This is a genomic window from Brumimicrobium salinarum, assembly GCF_002844555.1.
GTDB lineage: Bacteria > Bacteroidota > Bacteroidia > Flavobacteriales_D > Crocinitomicaceae > Brumimicrobium > Brumimicrobium salinarum.
Genome location: NZ_PJNI01000014.1, coordinates 36085 through 56830, shown reverse-complemented (window position 1 = coordinate 56830; position 20746 = coordinate 36085). Strand labels below are relative to the sequence as shown.

Sequence of the window (20746 nt, the reverse complement as noted above, 5' to 3'; positions counted from 1 at the left end):
AATTCGTTTATAAATTCAATTCTAAATAGGTCGGCAAAGATAGTAAGATAAATGTTATGAACAATATTTATTTCAAAATTTCTCTAGAAATTACAACTTTTTGTATTTCTGAAGTTCCTTCTCCTATAGTCATAAGCTTTGCGTCACGTAAAAATTTCTCTGCAGGATATTCTTTTGTATACCCATACCCTCCCATAATTTGTACGGCCTCGTTTCCACACATAACAGAAGTTTCACTTGCGAAATACTTTGCATAAGCTCCTTCTTCTGTCATTTTTGCCCCTTTATTTTTCAGAGCAGCAGCATTAAATGTTAGCAACTCTGCAGCTTTTACATTTGTAGCCATGTCTGCCAATTTAAAACTAATTCCTTGAAATGAGGCTATTGGTTTTCCAAACTGCTCACGTTCTTTAGCGTACTTAACAGATGCTTCATAAGCACCACGAGCAATTCCACAACTTAAAGCAGCAATAGAGATTCTACCTCCATCTAATATTTGCATAGCTTGTACGAATCCCATTCCTACTTCACCTATAACATTTTCTTCAGGAACACGAACATTATCAAAAATAAGCTCCGCAGTTTCACTAGCTCTTACTCCTAATTTATCCCCAATTTTCACAGCAGAAAATCCAGGCATATCTTTTTCAATGATAAATGCAGTAATACCTTTACTATCCAACAATTCTCCAGTTCTTACAAGCACAACTGCAATATCACCAGACAAACCATGTGTGATCCAATTCTTAGCTCCATTTATTACCCATTCATTTCCTTCTTTTACTGCAGTAGTTTTCATTCGCATCGCATCAGATCCCGTATTTGGTTCGGTAAGCCCCCATGCACCAATAAATTCACCAGATGCTAACTTTGGGAGAAATTTCTTTTTCTGTGCTTCAGATCCGTGATAATAAATGTGACCAGTACATAATGAATTATGAGCCGCTACAGATAAACCAAGACCACCACAAACCTTCCCTAATTCAATTAAAGCTGTAACATATTCGTCATAGGAAAACCCACTACCGCCATATTCTTCGGGTATATAGATTCCAAGCAGACCTAAGTCACCAAGTTTTTTCATTACATCAACTGGAAAGTGTTCTTTCTCGTCCCATTCTAATAAATGAGGCTTTATATTTTTTTCAGCGAAATCTCTCACCATTTGCTGAATCATTAATTGATTTTCATTAAGGTCAAAATTCATTCTAATGTATAGTTTTAAATAAAAATAATATTAAACAAGCGAATATAATACATTTTATATCTTAATCCTTAGGATATATAAATTTATTCAGTTTTTAAATATGGTGTTAAGGCGTTCAGCTTTTCCCTATCGATATATGGCGATAGCAACAATCCACTTAACTCTTCATACTTTCTGTGATTTTCTCTAAAAAAAACAATTGATTTGGCCATATCTCTTGTTATTAGTGGATGTCTACGCAATTGTGCTTCCGAGGCGGTATTGATATTTAACTTATTAACTTCGGACTTATCAAAGATTAAATACGGGGTTATCTTATCCAATCTTTCTTGATCGACCCTATAGATATCGAGTAATTGATTGGGAGAGATTATACCTCCATAATTTTCTCTCATTTTAATAATCTCATCTGCGGTATACTTACCAATACCTGATATAGCCATGAGCTCCTGTTTTGATGCAAGATTTATAGATATCGGCTTCATTTCTTTAGCAGGGTCATTTCCTTCACCATATGAATTCAGAGAATCTAAATTCAATGGATTATCTTTTTTGGCTTTCAACGCTTTTTCTTTATAATTTGTATTTGAAGGTAATGCTTCTGGTAAGTCAATTTTAGGCTCTAAAATTTCATACAATTCTTCATCAACAACATATAGTTTCTTAACGTCAGATTTCACTTTTAGGACTGCGCCACTTTTCAAATAATTTAAAATTGAATTGGCCTGCTTCTCAGATAAACCGATCTCCATCCAATCTTCCAAGAGGTATGTATTCGGGTCAAAAGCTGTTGAAGGCTGCTGATATCTATTGTATTTTTCAGTAGTATCTTGTTGTTCGTTTTTAGGCCTTAAAGATTCCATATAAGAAACATTGTAATCTTTAGGCGTATAGATATAATTGTAATACAAACGAGGAAAAACAGCAACAAGAATAAAAAGGATTAATAAAACAAAAAGTCCTCTCCTAGCTCTTTTTGTAAAATGAACTTTTTCTTTATCCCATTGATTTTTTGCCAAAATATTTATTTAAATTTCTTAATCGCACCTGATTTTATTCGAGAAAAGTAATCAATCATATCATTTTTCACCTCTCCAGACATTATCAGTAAACCAAGTATATTTGGAAATGCCATTCCTAAAATCATTAAATCTGAAAAGTCTATAACAGCGCCTAAACCAACTGAAGAACCTATGACAACAAATATCAAGAATATCGATTTATATACCAACCCTGCAGTTTTTGTTTCTCCAAAAACGTAAGTCCATGCCTTTAACCCATAATAAGACCAAGAGATCATCGTAGAAAATGCGAATAGTACAACAGCAAAAGACAATACATAAAGAGACCAATCTCCTAAAGAGGAAGAGAAAGCAGCAGAGGTTAGAGCAGCGCCTTCCAATCCTTCAGGATCTTGAGCATAACCTGTGAAAATAATAACAAGCGCAGTCATTGTACACACCACAACCGTATCGATAAACGGTTCTAAAACAGCAACAATCCCCTCACTTACCGGCTCTTCTGTTTTCGCTGCTGAGTGCGCGATTGGAGCTGACCCAACTCCTGCTTCATTCGAAAAGGCAGCTCTTTGGAAACCTAATATCAAAACCCCTATAAATCCACCATAAATAGCATCGGGACTAAAGGCTCCAGTGAAAATAGTATTGAATCCATGTCCTAAATTATCGTAGTTAAATCCAATTATAGTTAGTGCAGAAATAACATAAATAGCCACCATTGCTGGAACAATTTTATCGGTAACTTTAGCAATACTTTTAATTCCTCCTATAATTACCACTCCAACAAGAATAGCCATTGCTATTCCAAAATACAACCCATAAGCAGCAAAGCCTTCCCATCCTGGGATTTCGGCTAATTGATTAAACGCTTGGTTGGCTTGAAACATATTGCCACCGCCTAAAGAACCACCAACACATAAGATTGCGAATAAAATGGCTAAGATTTTACCTAATTGCTTAAACCCTCCACCTCGTCTACTTAGTCCACGGCTCAAATAATACATGGGTCCTCCAAAAACTTCTCCATCTTCTTTTATGTGGCGATATTTTACGCCTAGGGTACATTCAACAAACTTAGAAGCCATTCCTATCAACCCTGCTAAAATCATCCAGAACGTTGCGCCAGGTCCTCCCATACTAATAGCGATAGCTACTCCTGCGATATTACCCAACCCAACAGTTGCAGACAAGGCAGTAACCAACGCTTGAAAATGAGTCACTTCCCCAGCTTCTTTTGTAGGATCATCAAACTTTCCTTGAACAAGCTCAATGGCATGACGCACCCCCCAGAATTGAACAAACTTCATTCTAAAAGTAAAAAATAAAGCTCCACATACTAACCAAACAACAATTAAGGGAATCCCTTGCGACTTATTGGTTAAATTTTTAAAATAAAAAGGTTGAGGTGAATCATAGTTAATAACTCCAAGTTTCTTCTCTGATCTATTTCCTCGTTTATTGGTAAAATACACTAAATCATTGCTGGATATTATCTCTCCATCATGTTTACCATATTGTAAGGTACCGTCACCTATCGCATAAAACGGAAACTCTCTATCACCATCCTTTAAAATGGCGATTACCTCCAAATGCTTAACCTTTTCACCGTTCTTTTTCACCCATTTTTTGAGTCGATAATCTTTCTTTTCTGCATCTAATGCGAAAGGGGCTTTTAACACATATTCATCAACTGAAACGGTATCAGACCAAACACTAGCAAACAAGATGTTTTGTAGGTGCTCAACAGCTGGTTTCATGGCATTATTAACATACTCAGAAAAGCTATTTGGCTTGATATAACCTTTAACCTCAACAGAATCGTCATTTGCATCTATCACAATAACTTTAACAGAATCTCCTTCAGACCAACCTGTGTAAGAGCTGTTATAAATGGAGATATTTTCGTTATTCCAAATGTACTTATAGGGTTTCCTACCACCTTTAGGCGTGACTTTAACTGAAATATCATCTATAGCTTGTGAGACGTCTTCTAACTCAATATCTGCTGTAAATAAGCTATTATCATTTGTTATTGTTTCATCTTGTCCATAAAGAAAATTTGACAACATAAAGAAGATAAATACAACCTTAGCTAATTTCATAAATATTTGTTTGGTGCTTAAACATTAACGTTTTTGCGTTAATTCTAGTTTTCTAGTTTTGCTAAAATATAAATTTTATGTGATTCTTGTTGTGAATGTACTAAAAGTTTTATGTCTAGTAATGCAAAACAACTCATAACCAAAGGGTATATAAAATAAAACAGTTTGGTGCGAGATAAAAGAAACCACTTAAACATAAAGAAAAATCACATACAATATTTAAAGTATATTTTTATTAAATTCATGCATTTTGAGTAGCGTGAATTGTAATCAAATCAAGTTTAACAAAGTTTCTTTATAAAAACTAAAGCTCCCAAATTGATTTTCGTCTTTTCTTTAATTTAAACACGTGCTTATATTCAAGTGTTAAACCCATTAAAATATATAAAATCAATGGTGAACCCAAGGCTATGAATGAACTGTAAATAAAAAACAACCTTACTCGTGCAGTCCTTACACCTAACTTCTTTGCCCACCATTCACTTACTCCAAAGGAACGCATCTCGAAGAAGAACACAATTTTTTGTATGAGTTTTTTCATTATTTACCTTCTAAAATTTCACAACCAACCTTACATGAGAGACATTTGTTAAATTTACAAAATTCATTATTTAATTCCAATAATCCTTGACTTTCTAAGGCATTTTGAGCCAAAAAACCTAACTTCCCCCAATATTTAGTAACTTTATTTTGCTCTGCAGGGTAAGATTCTAATAAAGCTATTGCAGTATCTGAATACGAAAAAACACTTTCATGATGTTTAAGTGCAAGCAAATACGGAACAATTCCATTGATTATAAGATTGTTTTTTAAAATAGGCGAAAACTTTAATGCCCTAATAGACCTAGAAATTTTACCAAAAACATAATGGTTCTTCCAATAACTATTAATACATCCCGAATCCATATTCGATATCTTGCTAATTATTTGTTCTGAACTTGATAGGTTTAAATCTGAATAATCAAGTTGGTAAAATATTGCTGCAAGTTGAGCAATTAAAAAAGTCGGGAAACTTGGTGGCCGCATTCCACTATATTTCCAAGCTGTCTTTCTCATTTCTTGTAGTTGATGTTTGTTTTTGATTAAATTCCACTGCTGAACAAGCTCTAAATAATAAGGATCTTTAATATCATCATTTAACATTCCGGCACAACCATACAAAAGTGCTTCTAACCGTGTGAGGTCCCATTTTTCTTTGTAGAAGACATTCAACGGAATCAGTTGAGCGAGTTCCAACATTGGAAGCTTGTTCGTTCTTCCTCCCACAGCCTTAAATAATGCAGCCATAAACAAACCCCCTTTATTTTTACTTACTTCACTAACATCTTGAAGTAATGCTAAACCCTTACGCTCAATACGATGAACAAAAGAAACATTAATTTGCTGAAGTAAAGAAAACTTTAACTTTGGAACATGCGCATAACAAGGAACACGAAAGTCAGCCTTAGCTATAGATTCATAAAGTGAAAGGTGTTGCTCATCAATTAAATGTTTTAACTCTATGGTGGGCAAAGCTCTATCATCTACATAAACTTCCTGATCATGGTTATACACAACATGCAAAACTACGTTATCATAAGCTGGATCTAGGTGATGTTTATGCGCATACCAATCTGATGAGTTAATATGCATTTCAATATTTCCTGACCACAAAATCCCATCAATATCCACCGTTCCATTAAAAAAATCTGGACCTGCATCTAGATTATACCAACCTATTTCTTTTACATGAACTTTGGAATGAGAAGAATTGGATAAATAAAGTTTATTAAAGTCAAGACGTTTCATACGCCATACGTAATGTAAATACTCTTCTTGCATGATTTAGATGGTTAATTTACAATTAAAGATAAGAAAAATATTCAATTATTTACAAATTTCGATCTAAAAAAATGATGTTTATGAGCTCTTTTATTTGTCAATTAATCCTCGAACAGCCACCACAGTGATGTCGTCTGTTTGAGGAATATCACCCATCCACTCACCAAGGTGTTCTTGAAGAATTTTATTTTGCTCTGCTAAATACTGTGGTGATATAGCATCAATCAGGGCTAGGAATTTCTTAATAGTTAATTTTTTATTCTTTTCACCACCAAACTGATCTGGATACCCATCCGTAAAAATATAAAGCGTTTGCATTTTTGTTAGGGTCATATTATGGGTGGTATATGTAAACTTATCCTCCACAGCCTCGTCGCCTATATGTTTCATTTGGCCCTTAACTACTTTCAGTTTATCGTTTTGTTCATCAGTTATCACGAATCGTCCGCCAGCAAAAGCATATTCCATCTGGTCAGAATTATTATCAAAAACACAAACAACAGTTTCCATACCGTCTTGTATCTTATTTTGTCCATCGCGAGGCAATACATACATCAGGTATTTATCCAAACGATTTAAAATTTCACCAGGATCTGTAATTTCTTCTTCAAGAATTATTTGATTTAAAATATTTATTCCGAGTAAAGTCATAAATGAACCTGGTACTCCGTGGCCTGTTGAGTCTGATACAATAAGGATCGTTTTATCTTTCACATTGTTTAACCAGTAAAAATCACCTGAAACGATATCTTTTGGTTTATATAAGATAAAGTTCTCTTCGAAAATATCATCGAATTCTGTTGAACGTGGCAACATATTGAACTGAATTCTTCTCGCATAGTTGATTGACGCTGTAATATCTTTATTTTGTTCTTTTATAATCCTATTTGATCGAAGTGTTTCAGTAACATCTCTTGCTAAACCAAGAAACCCTATAATTAGATTCTCCGCTGCTGGTTTTTCCATCGCTGTCAAGTTTAGACCAAGCCAACGCTCTGAATTATCAGCAGATTTAATGGGGAATTCAATATAAACACCTTTATTTCTATCAATTAGGCAATTTGAGAAAAACTTACGTACTTTTTCTTGATAATTAATATCTATAAAACTATAAATAGATGTTTGCAACAACTCTTCTTTGCTAAACCCAAAAATGAATTCACATTTATCGTTCACAAAAGTAAAGTTTCCATTCGTATCAGTTTGAAAGATTAAGTCATCTGCATTTCTTACAATAAGTTCGTAATAATTTTCAAGATTTATCTTTTCTGTAACATCCTGACCAAGAATCACCCTTACTTCTTTCGAAAATTCTTTACATGACCATTGATAATAGACTACTTCATTATTAAAGGTCATTAAAGGAGTAACGAATATAGCTCCTTCTTGAAATTGGGAAATTAGATCGATATTACTAAACCTCCTGTCTTTATTATCATGCGGTAAAAACTGATTTAAGTAAGAAATGTCTTTACCTTTCAATTCTTTAGATAATCCAAGAATACGTTCAATGTTTTCACTAGCAAAAGAAATTTTACCCTTTGTGTTAAAAGCAACTACTAGAGCGTTACCATTATTGACAACGCCGGATGTAAATATTAAATGTTCAAAAGAATTATTTCTTATGTAACTCATAAAAATGGCTAGAAAACCAATCACACCAATAGCCATAACAAATAAATATTGATTAAAAACAGGTTCTTTAACAAAGAAGATAATGAGTACACTTAACGCACCTAATAATAGGCTCAATACGACAACAGAGCGCAATCTTTTAAAAACAAAAGGTGTGACAAAGAACACCAGTAAAAGAACAATAATATAAAATGGATGAATTCCTGAAAGATAGATGTACAGTAAATTATATGCAAGTAAAATTAAAAATCCTGTAACCAAGAAGTTACTCGCTCGTTTTTTGGCAAACTCAGTTGTGAGCACCATCCAAAACAAAATCAATAAAAGAGCCCCTGAAATCAAAGCTCCAATATCATGGAATGCAATACTCTCATCGATTCTTGGAGCAAATAAATGTACCGCTGGATTAACCAATCCTCCTACAAGTAACATATTTAAAGATGTCTTCTTATCGGCACCAACATCTCGAGATAAAATAATATTGTTTTTATTAAAGCTACTTGTTAGTTCTAGAATAACAATACCTATGATGATGAGCAAGACTATCACACTGATTATAAACCATTTATTTTTATAAAACGGAATTACTATTTTAAATGGCAAAACAGTTGTATCACTAACTCCTTCTCCATCTATAGATGCTCTAACTAAAAACTCGTATTTTCCACTGGGTAAATCATTATAATAAGCCGTTGTTTCTTTAGACCACTTTGACCAGTTCTCTTGAAAGCCTTTTAGCCTATAACTATAAGAAACAAAACTTGACTTACTATTAACACTCGAAAACTCTAACAATAAAAGATTATCTTCAGAGTCAAGCACTATTGGCTTTCCAGTGTTTAACAAATTATCTACGTTTTTATTTTTAAAAGAGTTGATTACTGGCTTGTTGGGCGTATTTTTCTTTTTTAAAAACTTAGGTTTAACCATTATTAACCCTTCCAATGTTCCCAAATAAATGGTTCCATCTTCTGTTTTATGAGCGGATCTCATGTGTGTTTCATAACCATAAAAACCATTGTTTTTGTCGTAAGTATTACTTGAAATAGCTCTTCCATTCTCATCTACTTCAATGTTAGTCACTCCTTTATTTGTTCCAACCAACAAATTCCCAAAAGCGTCTGAGTTAAGGGTGTAGATTAACAAAGAAGGCAAATAAATCTCCTCTGTTATTGCAACTTTATCTCCAGCTTTAGTCAATCCAAACAACCCATTATCAAAACTAAACCACATCGTTCCATAGGCATCAATTGTCGAGTTACCAACATAAGAGCCTAAATCAAACCCATTAACGCTGCTTTTAAGTCTTTTTATACTACCGTCCGAGTAACTATATTTATAAACACCGTTATTTGTCCCAAAAAACAAGGCAGTCGAATCAGGACTTACTAGAATATTATAAAAATAAGCTGGTGCCTTGTTAAAATGTTCAACTTCTCCAGTCTTATCATTTTTCTTAAACAATCCTTTACTCGCGATAGCATACCACAATTCACCGTGCATAGAATGAATCAAAGTAACTCTTTCATTTTCTAAATGCTGAAAAGCACCATGAAGTTTTAATTTTTTATTTTCCAACTTATAAATCCCTTTGTTTGTACCAAACAAAGTTTCATCATTATGAAATGTGTAAGAATCACAATATATATCTGGATTTAAATTAAAATCAACCTTTTGGCTTTCATCAGTAACGTATGTTCCTTCTCCTGATATTGAAATGGCGGCAAATCGGTTCTCCACTCCTCCTATAAAAATTATGAGTGGATTTTGAAAGACAGGATTATTTCTTATTATGGTAAAGGGCTCTAAAGATATCCTGAACAAACCATTCATTAAAGTCGTTATCCAAATATCATGATTCTTATCAATTAAAATATCTGTTGGCTTTCTTATCTCTTCATCAGAATTATGTTGAATATGCGTATATTCATGATTTTTAAGATCTCTTTTCACTATTCTACCTTGGCTGGTTATAAAAACCATCATATCACCGCGCTTATCCCATCTTACAACATGTTCATTGGAGTTAAGAATAGAATCTTGGATTTTATTTTTAATGAAGAACTGTGGATTACTACCTTCTAATAAAACAGTAATTTCATTTCTTAAGTATTTATCAATAAAAACGAGGCTATCTCCTTTTTTAAATGCGGCTACTAAATCTGAAGTTACCGTCTCATCTGTTAAAATCCATTCATAGATATTAGTAATTTTTTGATCTTGAACAATGTAATTCCCTTTAGAACTAAAAACAAAGAAGTTATCCAAGAAGCTGAATTTCCCATAAAAGTTTGTTTTTTTATTGTAAGGGTAGGAGAGCTTTTCTTCAACGAGTAAACTGTCCTTGTATATCTTAAGACCACTATCCTGAAGAACTAAAGAAGTGTTGTTTTTTTTGGAGAAAAATAAATTCCTGCCAAATTGTTGAACATAATCTACCTTTGAGATGGAATCATTCTGATACTTAAATACTCCCCTATACATAGTTGAGAAGTATAGTTGTTTATTATCAACGCAAATGTTACTAACATGCCGATTAGTTCGCCCCTGTTGTTGATTTAAGTATTTAAAATTCTTACCATCAAATTTTACAATCCCACCTCCATCGGTTCCTAACCAGATAAACCCATTTGGAGCCTCGACTGCTGTTAACAATGACGAAAGAATTAGACCATCTTTGTGCCCATAATGTCTGAACGTATACATCTGTCCAACAACAGAGTAAACTGAAATTAGAAAAAAAACAAATAGAGAAATAACCTTGTATCGCTTCATATTAGTACAGACAGATTATAAATCTACAAAAAAATATGAATTTTTAATGGAAGTTATCACTATTCTTGACTAGAAATTACTTTTATAACATCCTGCAATCTCCTAGCTTTTGCTTTAGCTGCCTCTAGCTCTTGATTGGTAACTGTTACGTGTCCCATTTTACGATATGGTTTGGTTTGCTCTTTCCCATACAGGTGAACATACACACCTTCTTCCTCAATTACTTGTTCGAGTCCTTGATAGTAGGCTGACCCATTAAAGCCTTGCTCTCCTAATAAATTTACCATAACTCCAGGGATCTCAAAAGCCGTGCTTCCTAATGGCAATCCAATGATAGCTCTAAGGTGCTGTTCAAATTGAGAGGTTTTATTACATTCAATGGTGTGATGTCCACTATTGTGAGTACGTGGTGCGACTTCATTAACCAAAAGTTGATTGTCTTGAGTCAAAAACAACTCCACAGCCAACAAGCCAGTCATTTCAAGTTTTTGAATAACGTCTTCTGCTATTAATTTCGCTTTATTCTCCAGCTCCATAGATATGTTTGCAGGACTAAATAAAAACTCCACTAAATTCAACTTTTCATTAAACTCACATTCGACAACAGGGAAAGATTTAATTTCACCCTTTTCATTTCTTGCCACAATTACAGAGAGCTCCTTTTTGAAATCAATTTTTGTTTCTAATAATGAGGGGGCATCAAAGGACTTAGCCAAATCATCTGAACTATTAAGGACTTGAACACCTTTTCCATCATAGCCACCCGTTCTCATTTTTTGAATCAGTGGGAGTTGATTTGCGTAATTAGATAATTCATTTGCATTATTAATTAATTCAAACGAAGCTGTTGGAATATTATGTTTCTTATAAAACATTTTTTGTTTTCCTTTATCTTGTATTATTCGCAATACATGAGGTTGAGGATAAACCTTAACGCCTTGTTTTTCTAACGCTTCCAAAGCATCAACGTTAATATGTTCAATTTCAACAGTGAGTACATCTTTATCGGCACCAAACTGAAGAACATCATCATAAGATTGTATATCACCTTTTGTGAATTCATAAGCAAAGCGAGAACATGGCGCAGATTCGTTTCCGTCCATTACATATACATGAACATCATAATTTATTGCTGATTGAATAAGCATTCTTCCGAGCTGACCTCCGCCCAAAACACCTAATTTAAAACCTTCACCATACCATTTATTTCTCATGTTTTCTATTTATTGAAAATCATTGCGAAGATAAAGAAGCATTAAACAGGAAACAATAACATTCATAAAAAAGTTTACATACAAAAAAATGCATTTAAAATATTATCTTTGCAACGAATTAAATTCATATTACAGTGCAAATTAAAGACAAATCGTTTGAACTCTACATTTCAGAAAAAGAAATACAAGACGCAATAAAAGAAGTTGCAGGAAAAATCAATTCAGATTATAAAAATGAAGAGGTTGTTTTTGTTGGTGTGCTTAACGGTTCCTTTATGTTTGCCAGCGACTTAATGAAGGAAGTAGATCTTCCTTGCGAAATATCTTTCGTAAAAGTACAATCTTACAAAGGTGTTTCAAGTACAGGGAAAGTCCATGAATTAATTGGATTAACCACAGATATTAAAGATAAACACGTTGTTATTGTAGAGGACATTGTTGATTCTGGATTAACGTTGAGTAAAATATATTCAATGATTGATCACCATGCGCCAAAATCAGTGCAGGTTGCCACATTACTCTACAAACCGACTGCCTTTAAAGGAAAGATTCCTCCTAAATATTTTGGTTTAGAAATTCCGAACAAATTTATTGTTGGGTATGGATTGGATTATCTTGAGGAAGGCAGAAATACACGTGATATATATCAAATTATAGAATAAAAATACAATATGTTAAATCTAGTATTATTTGGCCCTCCAGGGGCAGGAAAAGGTACACAATCCTCAAATATCATAAAAGAATTTGGACTCATCCATTTATCGACTGGAGATATATTCCGCGCAAATATAAAAAATGAAACTGAGTTAGGACAACTAGCTAAATCTTACATTGATAAAGGTCAGCTAGTTCCAGATGAAGTTACTATCGACATGCTCAAATCTGAAGTTGACGGTTACAAAGATCCTAAGGGATTTATATTTGATGGATTTCCACGAACAAAAGTACAAGCAGAAGCTTTAAACAACTATCTTGCAGAAAAAGAAACAAAAGTTGCAGGAATGATTGCACTTGAAGTTCCAGAAGAAGAGCTCAAAGAACGTTTACGCAAAAGAGCTATTAATTCAGGAAGAACAGACGATGCAGACCCAACTATTATTGCGCAACGAATTGCTGTTTACAACAATGAAACTGCACCAGTAAAAGCATTCTACAAACAGCAAAACAAACTGCATTTGATTAATGGTAAGGGAAGTATTGAAGATATTTCAAACGAAATAATCAAAACGATTCAAGAATTTACTGCGTAAAAATATATTTATGGCCTCAGACAATTTTGTTGACTACGTTAAAATCCATACACGCTCTGGCAAAGGTGGGCAAGGTTCTCGCCACATGCGAAGAGAAAGACACATTCCAAAAGGTGGACCTGATGGAGGTGATGGCGGACGTGGAGGTCATGTAATTGTTAGAGGAAACAGCCAAATGTGGACACTGCTTCACTTAAAGTTTCATAAACATATCAAAGCAGAACATGGTAAAGCCGGATCAGGACAGCAAAAAACAGGTGGTGAAGGTAAGGATGCTTATATTGACGTTCCAATCGGAACCATCGTAAGAGATGGAGAAACCAATGAGATTTTATTCGAAATCAGTAAAGATGGAGAAGAAAAAATATTGCGAAAAGGTGGTAAAGGAGGAAGAGGAAACACTCATTTTAAGAGTTCTACCAATCAATCACCCGATTATGCTCAACCGGGTGAAGACTTTACAGAAGGTTGGTCCATTCTTGAATTAAAAGTTTTGGCAGATATTGGACTAGTTGGTTTTCCAAACGCTGGAAAAAGTACTTTGCTTTCCGTTTTAACTGCTGCAAAACCAGAAATTGCAAATTATGCCTTTACAACGTTAAGACCTAATTTAGGAATTGTCAACTACAGAGATAATCGTTCATTTATCATGGCAGATATCCCAGGGATAATAGAGGGAGCACATGAAGGAAAAGGATTAGGTCTTAGGTTTTTAAGACATATCGAAAGAAATGCTACGCTTTTATTCATGATTCCTGCTGACAGTGATGATATTAAAAAAGAATATGAAGTTCTTATTAACGAACTTAATCTCTACAATCCTGAATTGCTTGACAAGGAAAGGATTTTAGTAATTACGAAATCAGATATGCTTGATGATGAGCTTGAACAAGAAATAGCAAAAGATCTTCCAAAAATTAAAACACTTTTTATCTCGGCAGTAACACAAAAGAACCTCTCAGCGCTTAAAGATTTAATTTGGGAGACATTGAACAAACGACAAAATGATTGAATGGCTTAAAGAAATAGAACAAGTAGTTTTACTTGCTATTAACGGTGCACACACTCCATTTTTGGATGAATTTATGTGGTTAGTGAGCGGAAAGTTTATTTGGTTTCCATTCTATCTTCTTCTTTTTGTTTTAGTGTACAGAAAATATTCCTTAAAACACGCAATATGGTTTACTGTTTTTGGATTAGCAGCGGTTGGTATTGCTGACTTCACTGCTAACTTTGGATTTAAACACACTATTATGCGTTATCGGCCTTCACATCACCTCACGCTTGGAGAACAACTTCGATTTTATGAAATGAAACCCAATGAATTTTACAAAGGAGGTCAATATGGTTTTATCTCTGGTCATGCAACCAATTCTTTCGCGATTGCTGTAATGTTTATACAACAGCTAAAAAGTAAATACAAATACATTTCAGTTGTACTTATATTTTGGGCTATTTTAGTTTCATACAGCAGGATGTATTTAGGTGTTCATTATCCTTCAGACATCATTGGAGGTGCAATATGGGGAAGTTCTATTGCATTGTTGTTTCATTGGTTTTACAAAAAGAAAATACGCAATAACAATTAAGCTACGGGTATTAATTTATAGATTGTTGATAACAACTCATCCCTCTCCATAGCCAAGGCTGAGTGATTCAAGTTTTGTGCCCTTTTCAACTTCTTAAACTCACTTAATGTATCAAACCAATTTCTCGTAATTACACCAGAAAGAGGGATTATAAACAATCCTATTAACAAGATAGGAAACAAAGAAGTATCGAAGATAAAGGCAACTAAAACCGCAAGAATTAAATTGTAAACAAAAACTGCAACGGCGCCTAAAAGCATCTTCACGCTACTCCAAAACACAGGTCTTTTAAAGGATTTTTCAACAAAATTTTTGATTAGTTTATAAGGAAGGTAGTTAAGCAACAAACCAACAACTACAATTGGTGAAAGCGTTATTAAAAAGAATAATTCTTGACTTCTATTTCTTTTGTTTCTAATCGTTTTGTATAAAATATGTTCTTCAATTTGTACTTCATTAAGCCGATCAAAATATTGTGACAATCGATTCTTTAACTTTAAAATCTGAGTGTTTTCCTTTAAATCCCTTTCATTCATCCAGTCCGCAAGTCGTTTAGAGTACTTCCACCTGGCTATTAATGTTTTAGATTTATCAGCATCTTTATTGTGCATTCCCTTTCGTGTTAAACGCATCACATGCTCATGGAAATCAGTAAAATCGAGGTCTCTAACATCAGTTATTTGATTTCTCATATCCTCCTCAAGTCGCATGGTTAATTCATGAATGGTTTTATTAGGATCTTCTTCAAACGCTTCCTTAAAATCATTTAAACATACAGGTTCTGCATTAGAAATTAAACAATCACTGCCCAGCACTTTGGGATCGGAATAATTAACACCAACGCCTTGTACGTAAATTTTCTTTTTCCAATTAATGCGCTCTAAAGCTAAAAATCCAATTCTTACCGCTCCCTTCTTAACCGGTTTTAGTCGCCGCACAAAAACATCATCCGTAAATCCTTCAGAAAAGACAATTAACCCTCTTCCGAATTTTAAGATGCTAGCACATTTTTCAAAAACTTCTTCATTCTTTTTTTTAGTATCCTCTCCATCATGTTTACGATATATTGGCAGCATGTGGGCAGCCCAAAGAATTGGTTTTAAAAGTGGAGTAAACACATCAGATCGCGTCATAAAAAACACAATTGGCTTCTGTGAACTCGCGATTACTAGAGGGTCCATAAATGACGATGCGTGGTTACACATAAAAATAGTACGTGAAAACCTTTTCTTGGGAGGGTTTATATTTTTAAATCGTGGATAATAAACCCAAAGCGTAATTTTCAATGTAAATTTTAAAAGAAAATATAATGGCCTCATAACCGATGTGATAATTATTTAAAAAGGCAAAAATACAAATTTAATCTTTGTATAATTATTCATCATGTCAAATTAAGATAAAAAGGAATTGGTTGCGCTGTTTATTGCTTTTAAACCAAATACAAACTAAGACATAATTGTCAATCGAATTCGATTTTGGTTCTCGTAAGTATAACTAAGTTCACCTTCTAATTGATCGGTTAATGCAGATATGAGAATGCATCCCATTTCATCTGTGGAATGAAAATCGACATTCTCAAACAAAGCAATTTTGGATTGATCATAAATATTAATCTCAAAGGATCTTTCATCTTTAGTTTTAAGCACTTCAAACCTTAATTCAATAGCTTCTAAACCATGCTGATCAGCCAAATCGACCCACATATAAAAAACCTCTGTGATATAAAGACCAAAAGAGACCAAAACATCAATACTTAAAAAATTAATTTCCACTTCATATCCTGTACCGATTACAAACCGAGAAGTGGTACTTTTTAAATAATTCAAGAGATCAGACATATAAGAATTCAAACCAACCATTCCTGATTCCATCGTTTTGTATATATTCTGATGTATGAGTGCCATAACTTGAACTCTATTGTGGATTGCGTTGAGTGTATTTACGCTTTCTACAGTATCTTTACTCATGTATAACCTAAGAATACTTGAGATAATTTGTAAGTTATTAGTTACCCGGTGATGTATTTCTTGCATCAAGGTTTCTTGCTTTTCTCGGTATTGCTTAAGCTTTGCAAATTGATCTGAAAGCATCTCAATTGCTTTGTCTAAATCTTCACTTTGTTTGTCTAATAGATCTTCTAAACGGTGTTGGATTTTAACGAGCTCCTCCTTTTTGTGAATTTTCACAAGCGCTCCTGTAGCAATAGAAGCAATTACATCCCATAATTTTAAATGATACTCTGTATAAAAATACGGTTCTGGGTGTTCACTTGAAATAACAGCATAAACCTCATCATTAATCTTCACAGGAATAACCAGCTCTGAGCCAGCCATTGAAACATCAAACTTGTAGTTTTTACTTTTTGAAACATCTTTAATTAACAAAGAGCTTCCTGTTTCTGCAACTAATCCAGCGTGTCCTTCTCCAAAATTAAGCGTAAGTGCATTTTTTATCTGACCATCTTCGAACTTATTTTCTCTATATGTTGCAATTTGCTCAATTTGTTTGATTTCGCGATTCACTTTATATAAAACACAATCCTTCAGAGCCATTTGTTTAGCAACATCATTAACAAGAACATGAAAAATATCGGAAGTAGTTTCTGCAGCAATAATATCTTGACTAAATTTATGAATGACGTCAATTAAAAAAGATTGGGCATCTCCTTCATTGAAGTTCTTCAGGTCGATATTTTGAATCTCTTTTTTACTCATAAGCATGTAGAACGACAATGAAATTAATTAAAACACTGATTCTATACACACTATAAAGTGAAAAATCTAATAACTATTCGACCAATCACATCATTTCATCGTCCTGTAAGTCTTTTTCTTTGCTACTCTTACTTCCAAACATCAATCCTAACGAAATCTCATGAACATAATTATTTGGGCGTTGAACTTTACCTATAGCTACGTCATAACTATATCCTAAATGCAAATTTTTCGCAAAATTAAGCCCAACACCAAATGCTATTGCATCTTGCAACCTGTATGAAACATTTACCCAATATCTTTTATCATAATGGAGTCGAGCACCAATATTTACAGAAGCTGGAGCACCACTTGCAAACTGAGTCATAAAATGAGGTTCTACACTAAGTTTTGTATCTTCCAAATTAAAGTTATACATTCCATATAAAAAGAAATGAGAGCTAAAATGAGCAGATGTCTCAACCTCTCCAAGTTTTAAATTATTATTGAGTAACTGTGAACTAGAAATGCCAAATTGGAATTCTTTTCCATAAAAAGTCATGCCCGCGCCTAAATCAAAGATGGATTGATTGGAATTTCTCGATAAAAAGTTTTCATATTTATAATCATCATTATCCAATAGAATAACTTTATTGGGATTAATACCAAAATTAGAATAACCAGCATTCACACCAAAACTAAGCATCGTTTTTTGAGTAAAACGTAAATGATAAGCGTAACTTGCCATTACATTTATTTTTTGAAAAGGCCCAATCTGATCTGCAAAAACCTTCCCCCCTACAACATGTTTATTCTTTCCCACACTGTTTGTAGGCGTTGCATAAATAGACTCGTCTTCCGAATTATGTTCGTTAAGCACCGTATTTCGTTTGTCAAAACTTATTTCAGTGTGTGCAGTTGCATAGAAGCTTTGTGGAGCTCCCGATAATCCAATCCATTGTCTTCTATATCCTAAATCAATGTCAATAATTTTTTTCAAACCACCCGATGCAGGATTAAAAAGATATGGATTTGAATAATACTGTGTAAATTGAGCTTCTTGCTGGCCGAAGATTGTCCAGGCAAAAAACAAAAATCCAATAATCGTTATAAGTTTCATTTTCATAGTCGTTTATCTAATAATGCTTATTGACCCTGACAGTTCATTTCTTTCAGCATCGTTTAGAACGATACGATAAAAATAAGTACCTGCGTCAAGTTCTTTTCCTTCATTCATATAAGTACCATTCCATGGACTTTCATATCCGGTTGACTCATACACTACATTTCCCCATCGGTTTACAATCACGACCTCTGAATTAGGAAAAACAGCATTTAAATTTTGAATAATAAACAAATCATTTTTCCCATCATTATTTGGCGTCATAACTGTGGGAATAATTGGGTTGTATGTCTCACACTGCTCTCCAGTTATCGTTATCGTATCGGTAGTTGTTCCACAAACAGGATGGTTTTGTCCATAAACAATCTGATTTTCTCCTGCATCGATATAGGTAATTGTTGGTGAACTACTTCCGATATTTTCGAAATCAACAGTTCCAGAAATTACATACCATATTGCTGAAACATCATCAACAACAGGACTTCCTTGAATCTCAAAATCATCAGACAAAATACAAACTGATGTATCGGGCGTGTAAATTCTTGCAATGGTTTTATTAAATACAAGAACTGTATCTGAGTTGCTTTCACAAACACCATTACTTACCGTCCAAACAATTTCATTTATCCCTTCTTGAAGATTGTAAAGTACCGTATTAGGAGACGTCGAATTTGTAAAAAGAGCCGAACTATCTATGTCAGACCAAGATCCTGATCCAACAATAGGATTTGTTGCAACAATATTTATCAAAGTATCATTACACAAGGTAAGCTTAGATTGTGTATTGGCTTGAGAAGGTGTTTCATAAACAAATATATTAACTGTATCAGAAGTTAAACCGCACGAAGGCGTAGAAACGGTCCAAACAAAAGTATTTACTCCATACGATAGATTATTAACATCTGTTAATGGTGATAAGGCATTATCTAACACTCCGTTTCCTGATATTACATTCCATTCACCCGTTCCACTAGAAATTGGCTGGGCTTCAATTGTTGCACTAGAAGTCTCACAAAACTCCTCGTCATTACTTATAATTATTGCACTATCGGGACTAACTAAAACTTCAACTTCAAAAGTACATGATGCAACGTTTCCAGATCCATCAGTAACCTGATATTGCTGTATGGTTGTTCCTACCGGGAAAGCAATACCAGAGGAGTATCCTGTACCATCAATTTGTGTAATTGTATAATCAGTACAATTCTCCACAACTATTGGGTCGTCGTAATTTACGATTGAATCACATGAGCTAATATTGGATGGACATGTGATCGTAGGTGGTAAGGTTTCAATTACTTCAAGATTAAAAGAACAAGTTGAAGTGTTTCCTGATGCATCTTCTGCTGTGTATTCTACAACATGCGTTCCCACACCGATTTCTGTATTTATTGCAGGTGTTTGTGTTAAAGTGGCAGTTCCGCAATCGTCAGAATAGGTAATTAAAGAACTAAAGTCCGTGATCTGATAGGCACAGTCCGTTCCGTTATTTACTGTTTGATCGCTGGGACATGCTATGATTGGGGCTGTAACGTCTCCTGAAGATAACTGAATATTATAAATCGCTGATGACGGATTTGTCCCTACTCCATCTCCGTTATTTTCCCATTGAAACCCGATTTGTACATTTGGATTGTTGTCTGCCGAAGCAGGTAGATTAACCGTGCGGGACTCCCAGAGCCCGTTTGGACTACAACTCCCAATTGTTGTTTTTGGAGGATCTTCTAAAAGGCTCCATGTGGAACCGTCAAAATACCAAACTGTTAAGTTATCATTCGTACCGTCTCCAAATTCTAAATATTCAAAGGTTAGAGAAATGGAACAATAATTTGATGCGTTAATAATTGGTGATATAGCTCTTGCTTCAGTATTCGCTGTTGATGCAGTTGAATATTTCGCTCCATCATCAATTGAATTATTACCAATATGGAGTGTAGGTTTATTCCCACATCCTGCTCCACAATTACCAATTCCTTCACCATTCTCTTCTGCACTTATATACCAAATATTTGCGTTTGCACCATTATTCATCGGCAACGCATCTACCTGCCATTCGCCATTTGAGGTTGTGTAACCATTAGCAATTGTACCGGAGTTACATCCACTACCAAAGGTTTCTGACCAAAATATTTGAGCATGTGTTGTGAAAGTAATCAACATCAAAAAAACAAAATGCATTCTTTCTTTAAATTACTTTTCATAAGAATAGTAGTTTTATAATATAATTTAAGCCCTAAAGTAAGAGATAATTATAAAACAACGAAGAGAATTCTAATTAAAAAATGAAGATATTATGTAAAAGCTTGAAAAACGGGGTT

At 34.0% G+C, this 20746-nt stretch carries 15 protein-coding genes; 4 read left to right on the top strand and 11 right to left on the bottom strand.

From position 1 onward, the window contains the following. Positions 1–67: 67 nt before the first annotated feature. The 7 genes from CW751_RS11920 to CW751_RS11890 all read right to left on the bottom strand — a co-directional run bounded on the left by CW751_RS11920 (position 68) and on the right by CW751_RS11890 (position 11773). The gene (locus CW751_RS11920; protein ID WP_101335260.1) at positions 68–1207 is read right to left on the bottom strand and encodes an acyl-CoA dehydrogenase family protein; all 1140 of its coding nucleotides are present in this window, start codon (positions 1205–1207) and stop codon (positions 68–70) included. An 83-nt stretch (positions 1208–1290) separates the two neighbouring features. Next, positions 1291–2226: a ComEA family DNA-binding protein gene (locus tag CW751_RS11915; protein ID WP_101335259.1), complete on the bottom strand. Its 936-nt coding sequence runs from the start codon at positions 2224–2226 to the stop codon at positions 1291–1293. 5 nt (positions 2227–2231) lie between these two features. Then, complete coding sequence (locus CW751_RS11910) at positions 2232–4328, bottom strand: alanine/glycine:cation symporter family protein (RefSeq protein ID WP_101335258.1); 2097 nt, start codon at positions 4326–4328, stop codon at positions 2232–2234. 304 nt (positions 4329–4632) lie between these two features. Next, positions 4633–4869 (bottom strand): PspC family transcriptional regulator, encoded by a 237-nt coding sequence (locus tag CW751_RS11905; RefSeq protein WP_101335257.1) that lies wholly within the window; start codon positions 4867–4869, stop codon positions 4633–4635. After that, complete coding sequence (locus tag CW751_RS11900) at positions 4869–6149, bottom strand: DUF2851 family protein (protein ID WP_101335256.1); 1281 nt, start codon at positions 6147–6149, stop codon at positions 4869–4871. Before CW751_RS11900 ends, CW751_RS11905 begins: the two co-directional genes overlap by 1 nt. Positions 6150–6239: 90 nt before the next feature. Further along, entirely contained in the window at positions 6240–10559 is a 4320-nt protein-coding gene (locus tag CW751_RS11895; protein ID WP_101335255.1) for a PAS domain S-box protein, read from the bottom strand. A gap of 59 nt (positions 10560–10618) precedes the next feature. Further along, complete coding sequence (locus CW751_RS11890) at positions 10619–11773, bottom strand: 5-(carboxyamino)imidazole ribonucleotide synthase (RefSeq protein ID WP_101335254.1); 1155 nt, start codon at positions 11771–11773, stop codon at positions 10619–10621. A gap of 134 nt (positions 11774–11907) precedes the next feature. Between CW751_RS11890 and hpt the strand changes: the two genes are divergently transcribed. The 4 genes from hpt to CW751_RS11870 are packed head-to-tail and all read left to right on the top strand — an operon-like array spanning position 11908 to position 14612. Continuing rightward, on the top strand, positions 11908–12435 hold the full coding sequence (hpt, locus tag CW751_RS15935; protein ID WP_317045815.1) for a hypoxanthine phosphoribosyltransferase: 528 nt from the start codon (positions 11908–11910) through the stop codon (positions 12433–12435). Between the two features lie 9 nt (positions 12436–12444). Then, a complete protein-coding gene (locus tag CW751_RS15930) occupies positions 12445–13023 on the top strand; it encodes an adenylate kinase (protein ID WP_101335252.1) in 579 nt (192 codons plus the stop codon). A 10-nt stretch (positions 13024–13033) separates the two neighbouring features. Beyond that, complete coding sequence (gene obgE, locus CW751_RS11875; RefSeq protein WP_101335251.1) at positions 13034–14035, top strand: GTPase ObgE; 1002 nt, start codon at positions 13034–13036, stop codon at positions 14033–14035. After that, positions 14028–14612 (top strand): phosphatase PAP2 family protein, encoded by a 585-nt coding sequence (locus CW751_RS11870; protein ID WP_101335250.1) that lies wholly within the window; start codon positions 14028–14030, stop codon positions 14610–14612. The genes obgE and CW751_RS11870 overlap by 8 nt, the downstream gene beginning before the upstream one ends. Here the strand turns inward: CW751_RS11870 and CW751_RS11865 are convergent. The 4 genes from CW751_RS11865 to CW751_RS11850 form a co-directional block, all read right to left on the bottom strand. Then, positions 14609–15931 (bottom strand): 1-acyl-sn-glycerol-3-phosphate acyltransferase, encoded by a 1323-nt coding sequence (locus tag CW751_RS11865; protein WP_101335249.1) that lies wholly within the window; start codon positions 15929–15931, stop codon positions 14609–14611. The genes CW751_RS11870 and CW751_RS11865 overlap by 4 nt on opposite strands. 126 nt (positions 15932–16057) lie before the next feature. Then, the gene (locus tag CW751_RS11860) at positions 16058–17326 is read right to left on the bottom strand and encodes a GAF domain-containing protein (RefSeq protein WP_165779303.1); all 1269 of its coding nucleotides are present in this window, start codon (positions 17324–17326) and stop codon (positions 16058–16060) included. Between the two features lie 85 nt (positions 17327–17411). Next, positions 17412–18425, bottom strand: coding sequence for a PorP/SprF family type IX secretion system membrane protein (locus CW751_RS11855; protein ID WP_165779302.1), 1014 nt, complete (start codon positions 18423–18425; stop codon positions 17412–17414). A gap of 12 nt (positions 18426–18437) precedes the next feature. Then, positions 18438–20606, bottom strand: coding sequence for a T9SS type B sorting domain-containing protein (locus CW751_RS11850; protein ID WP_101335246.1), 2169 nt, complete (start codon positions 20604–20606; stop codon positions 18438–18440). Positions 20607–20746: the final 140 nt, after the last annotated feature.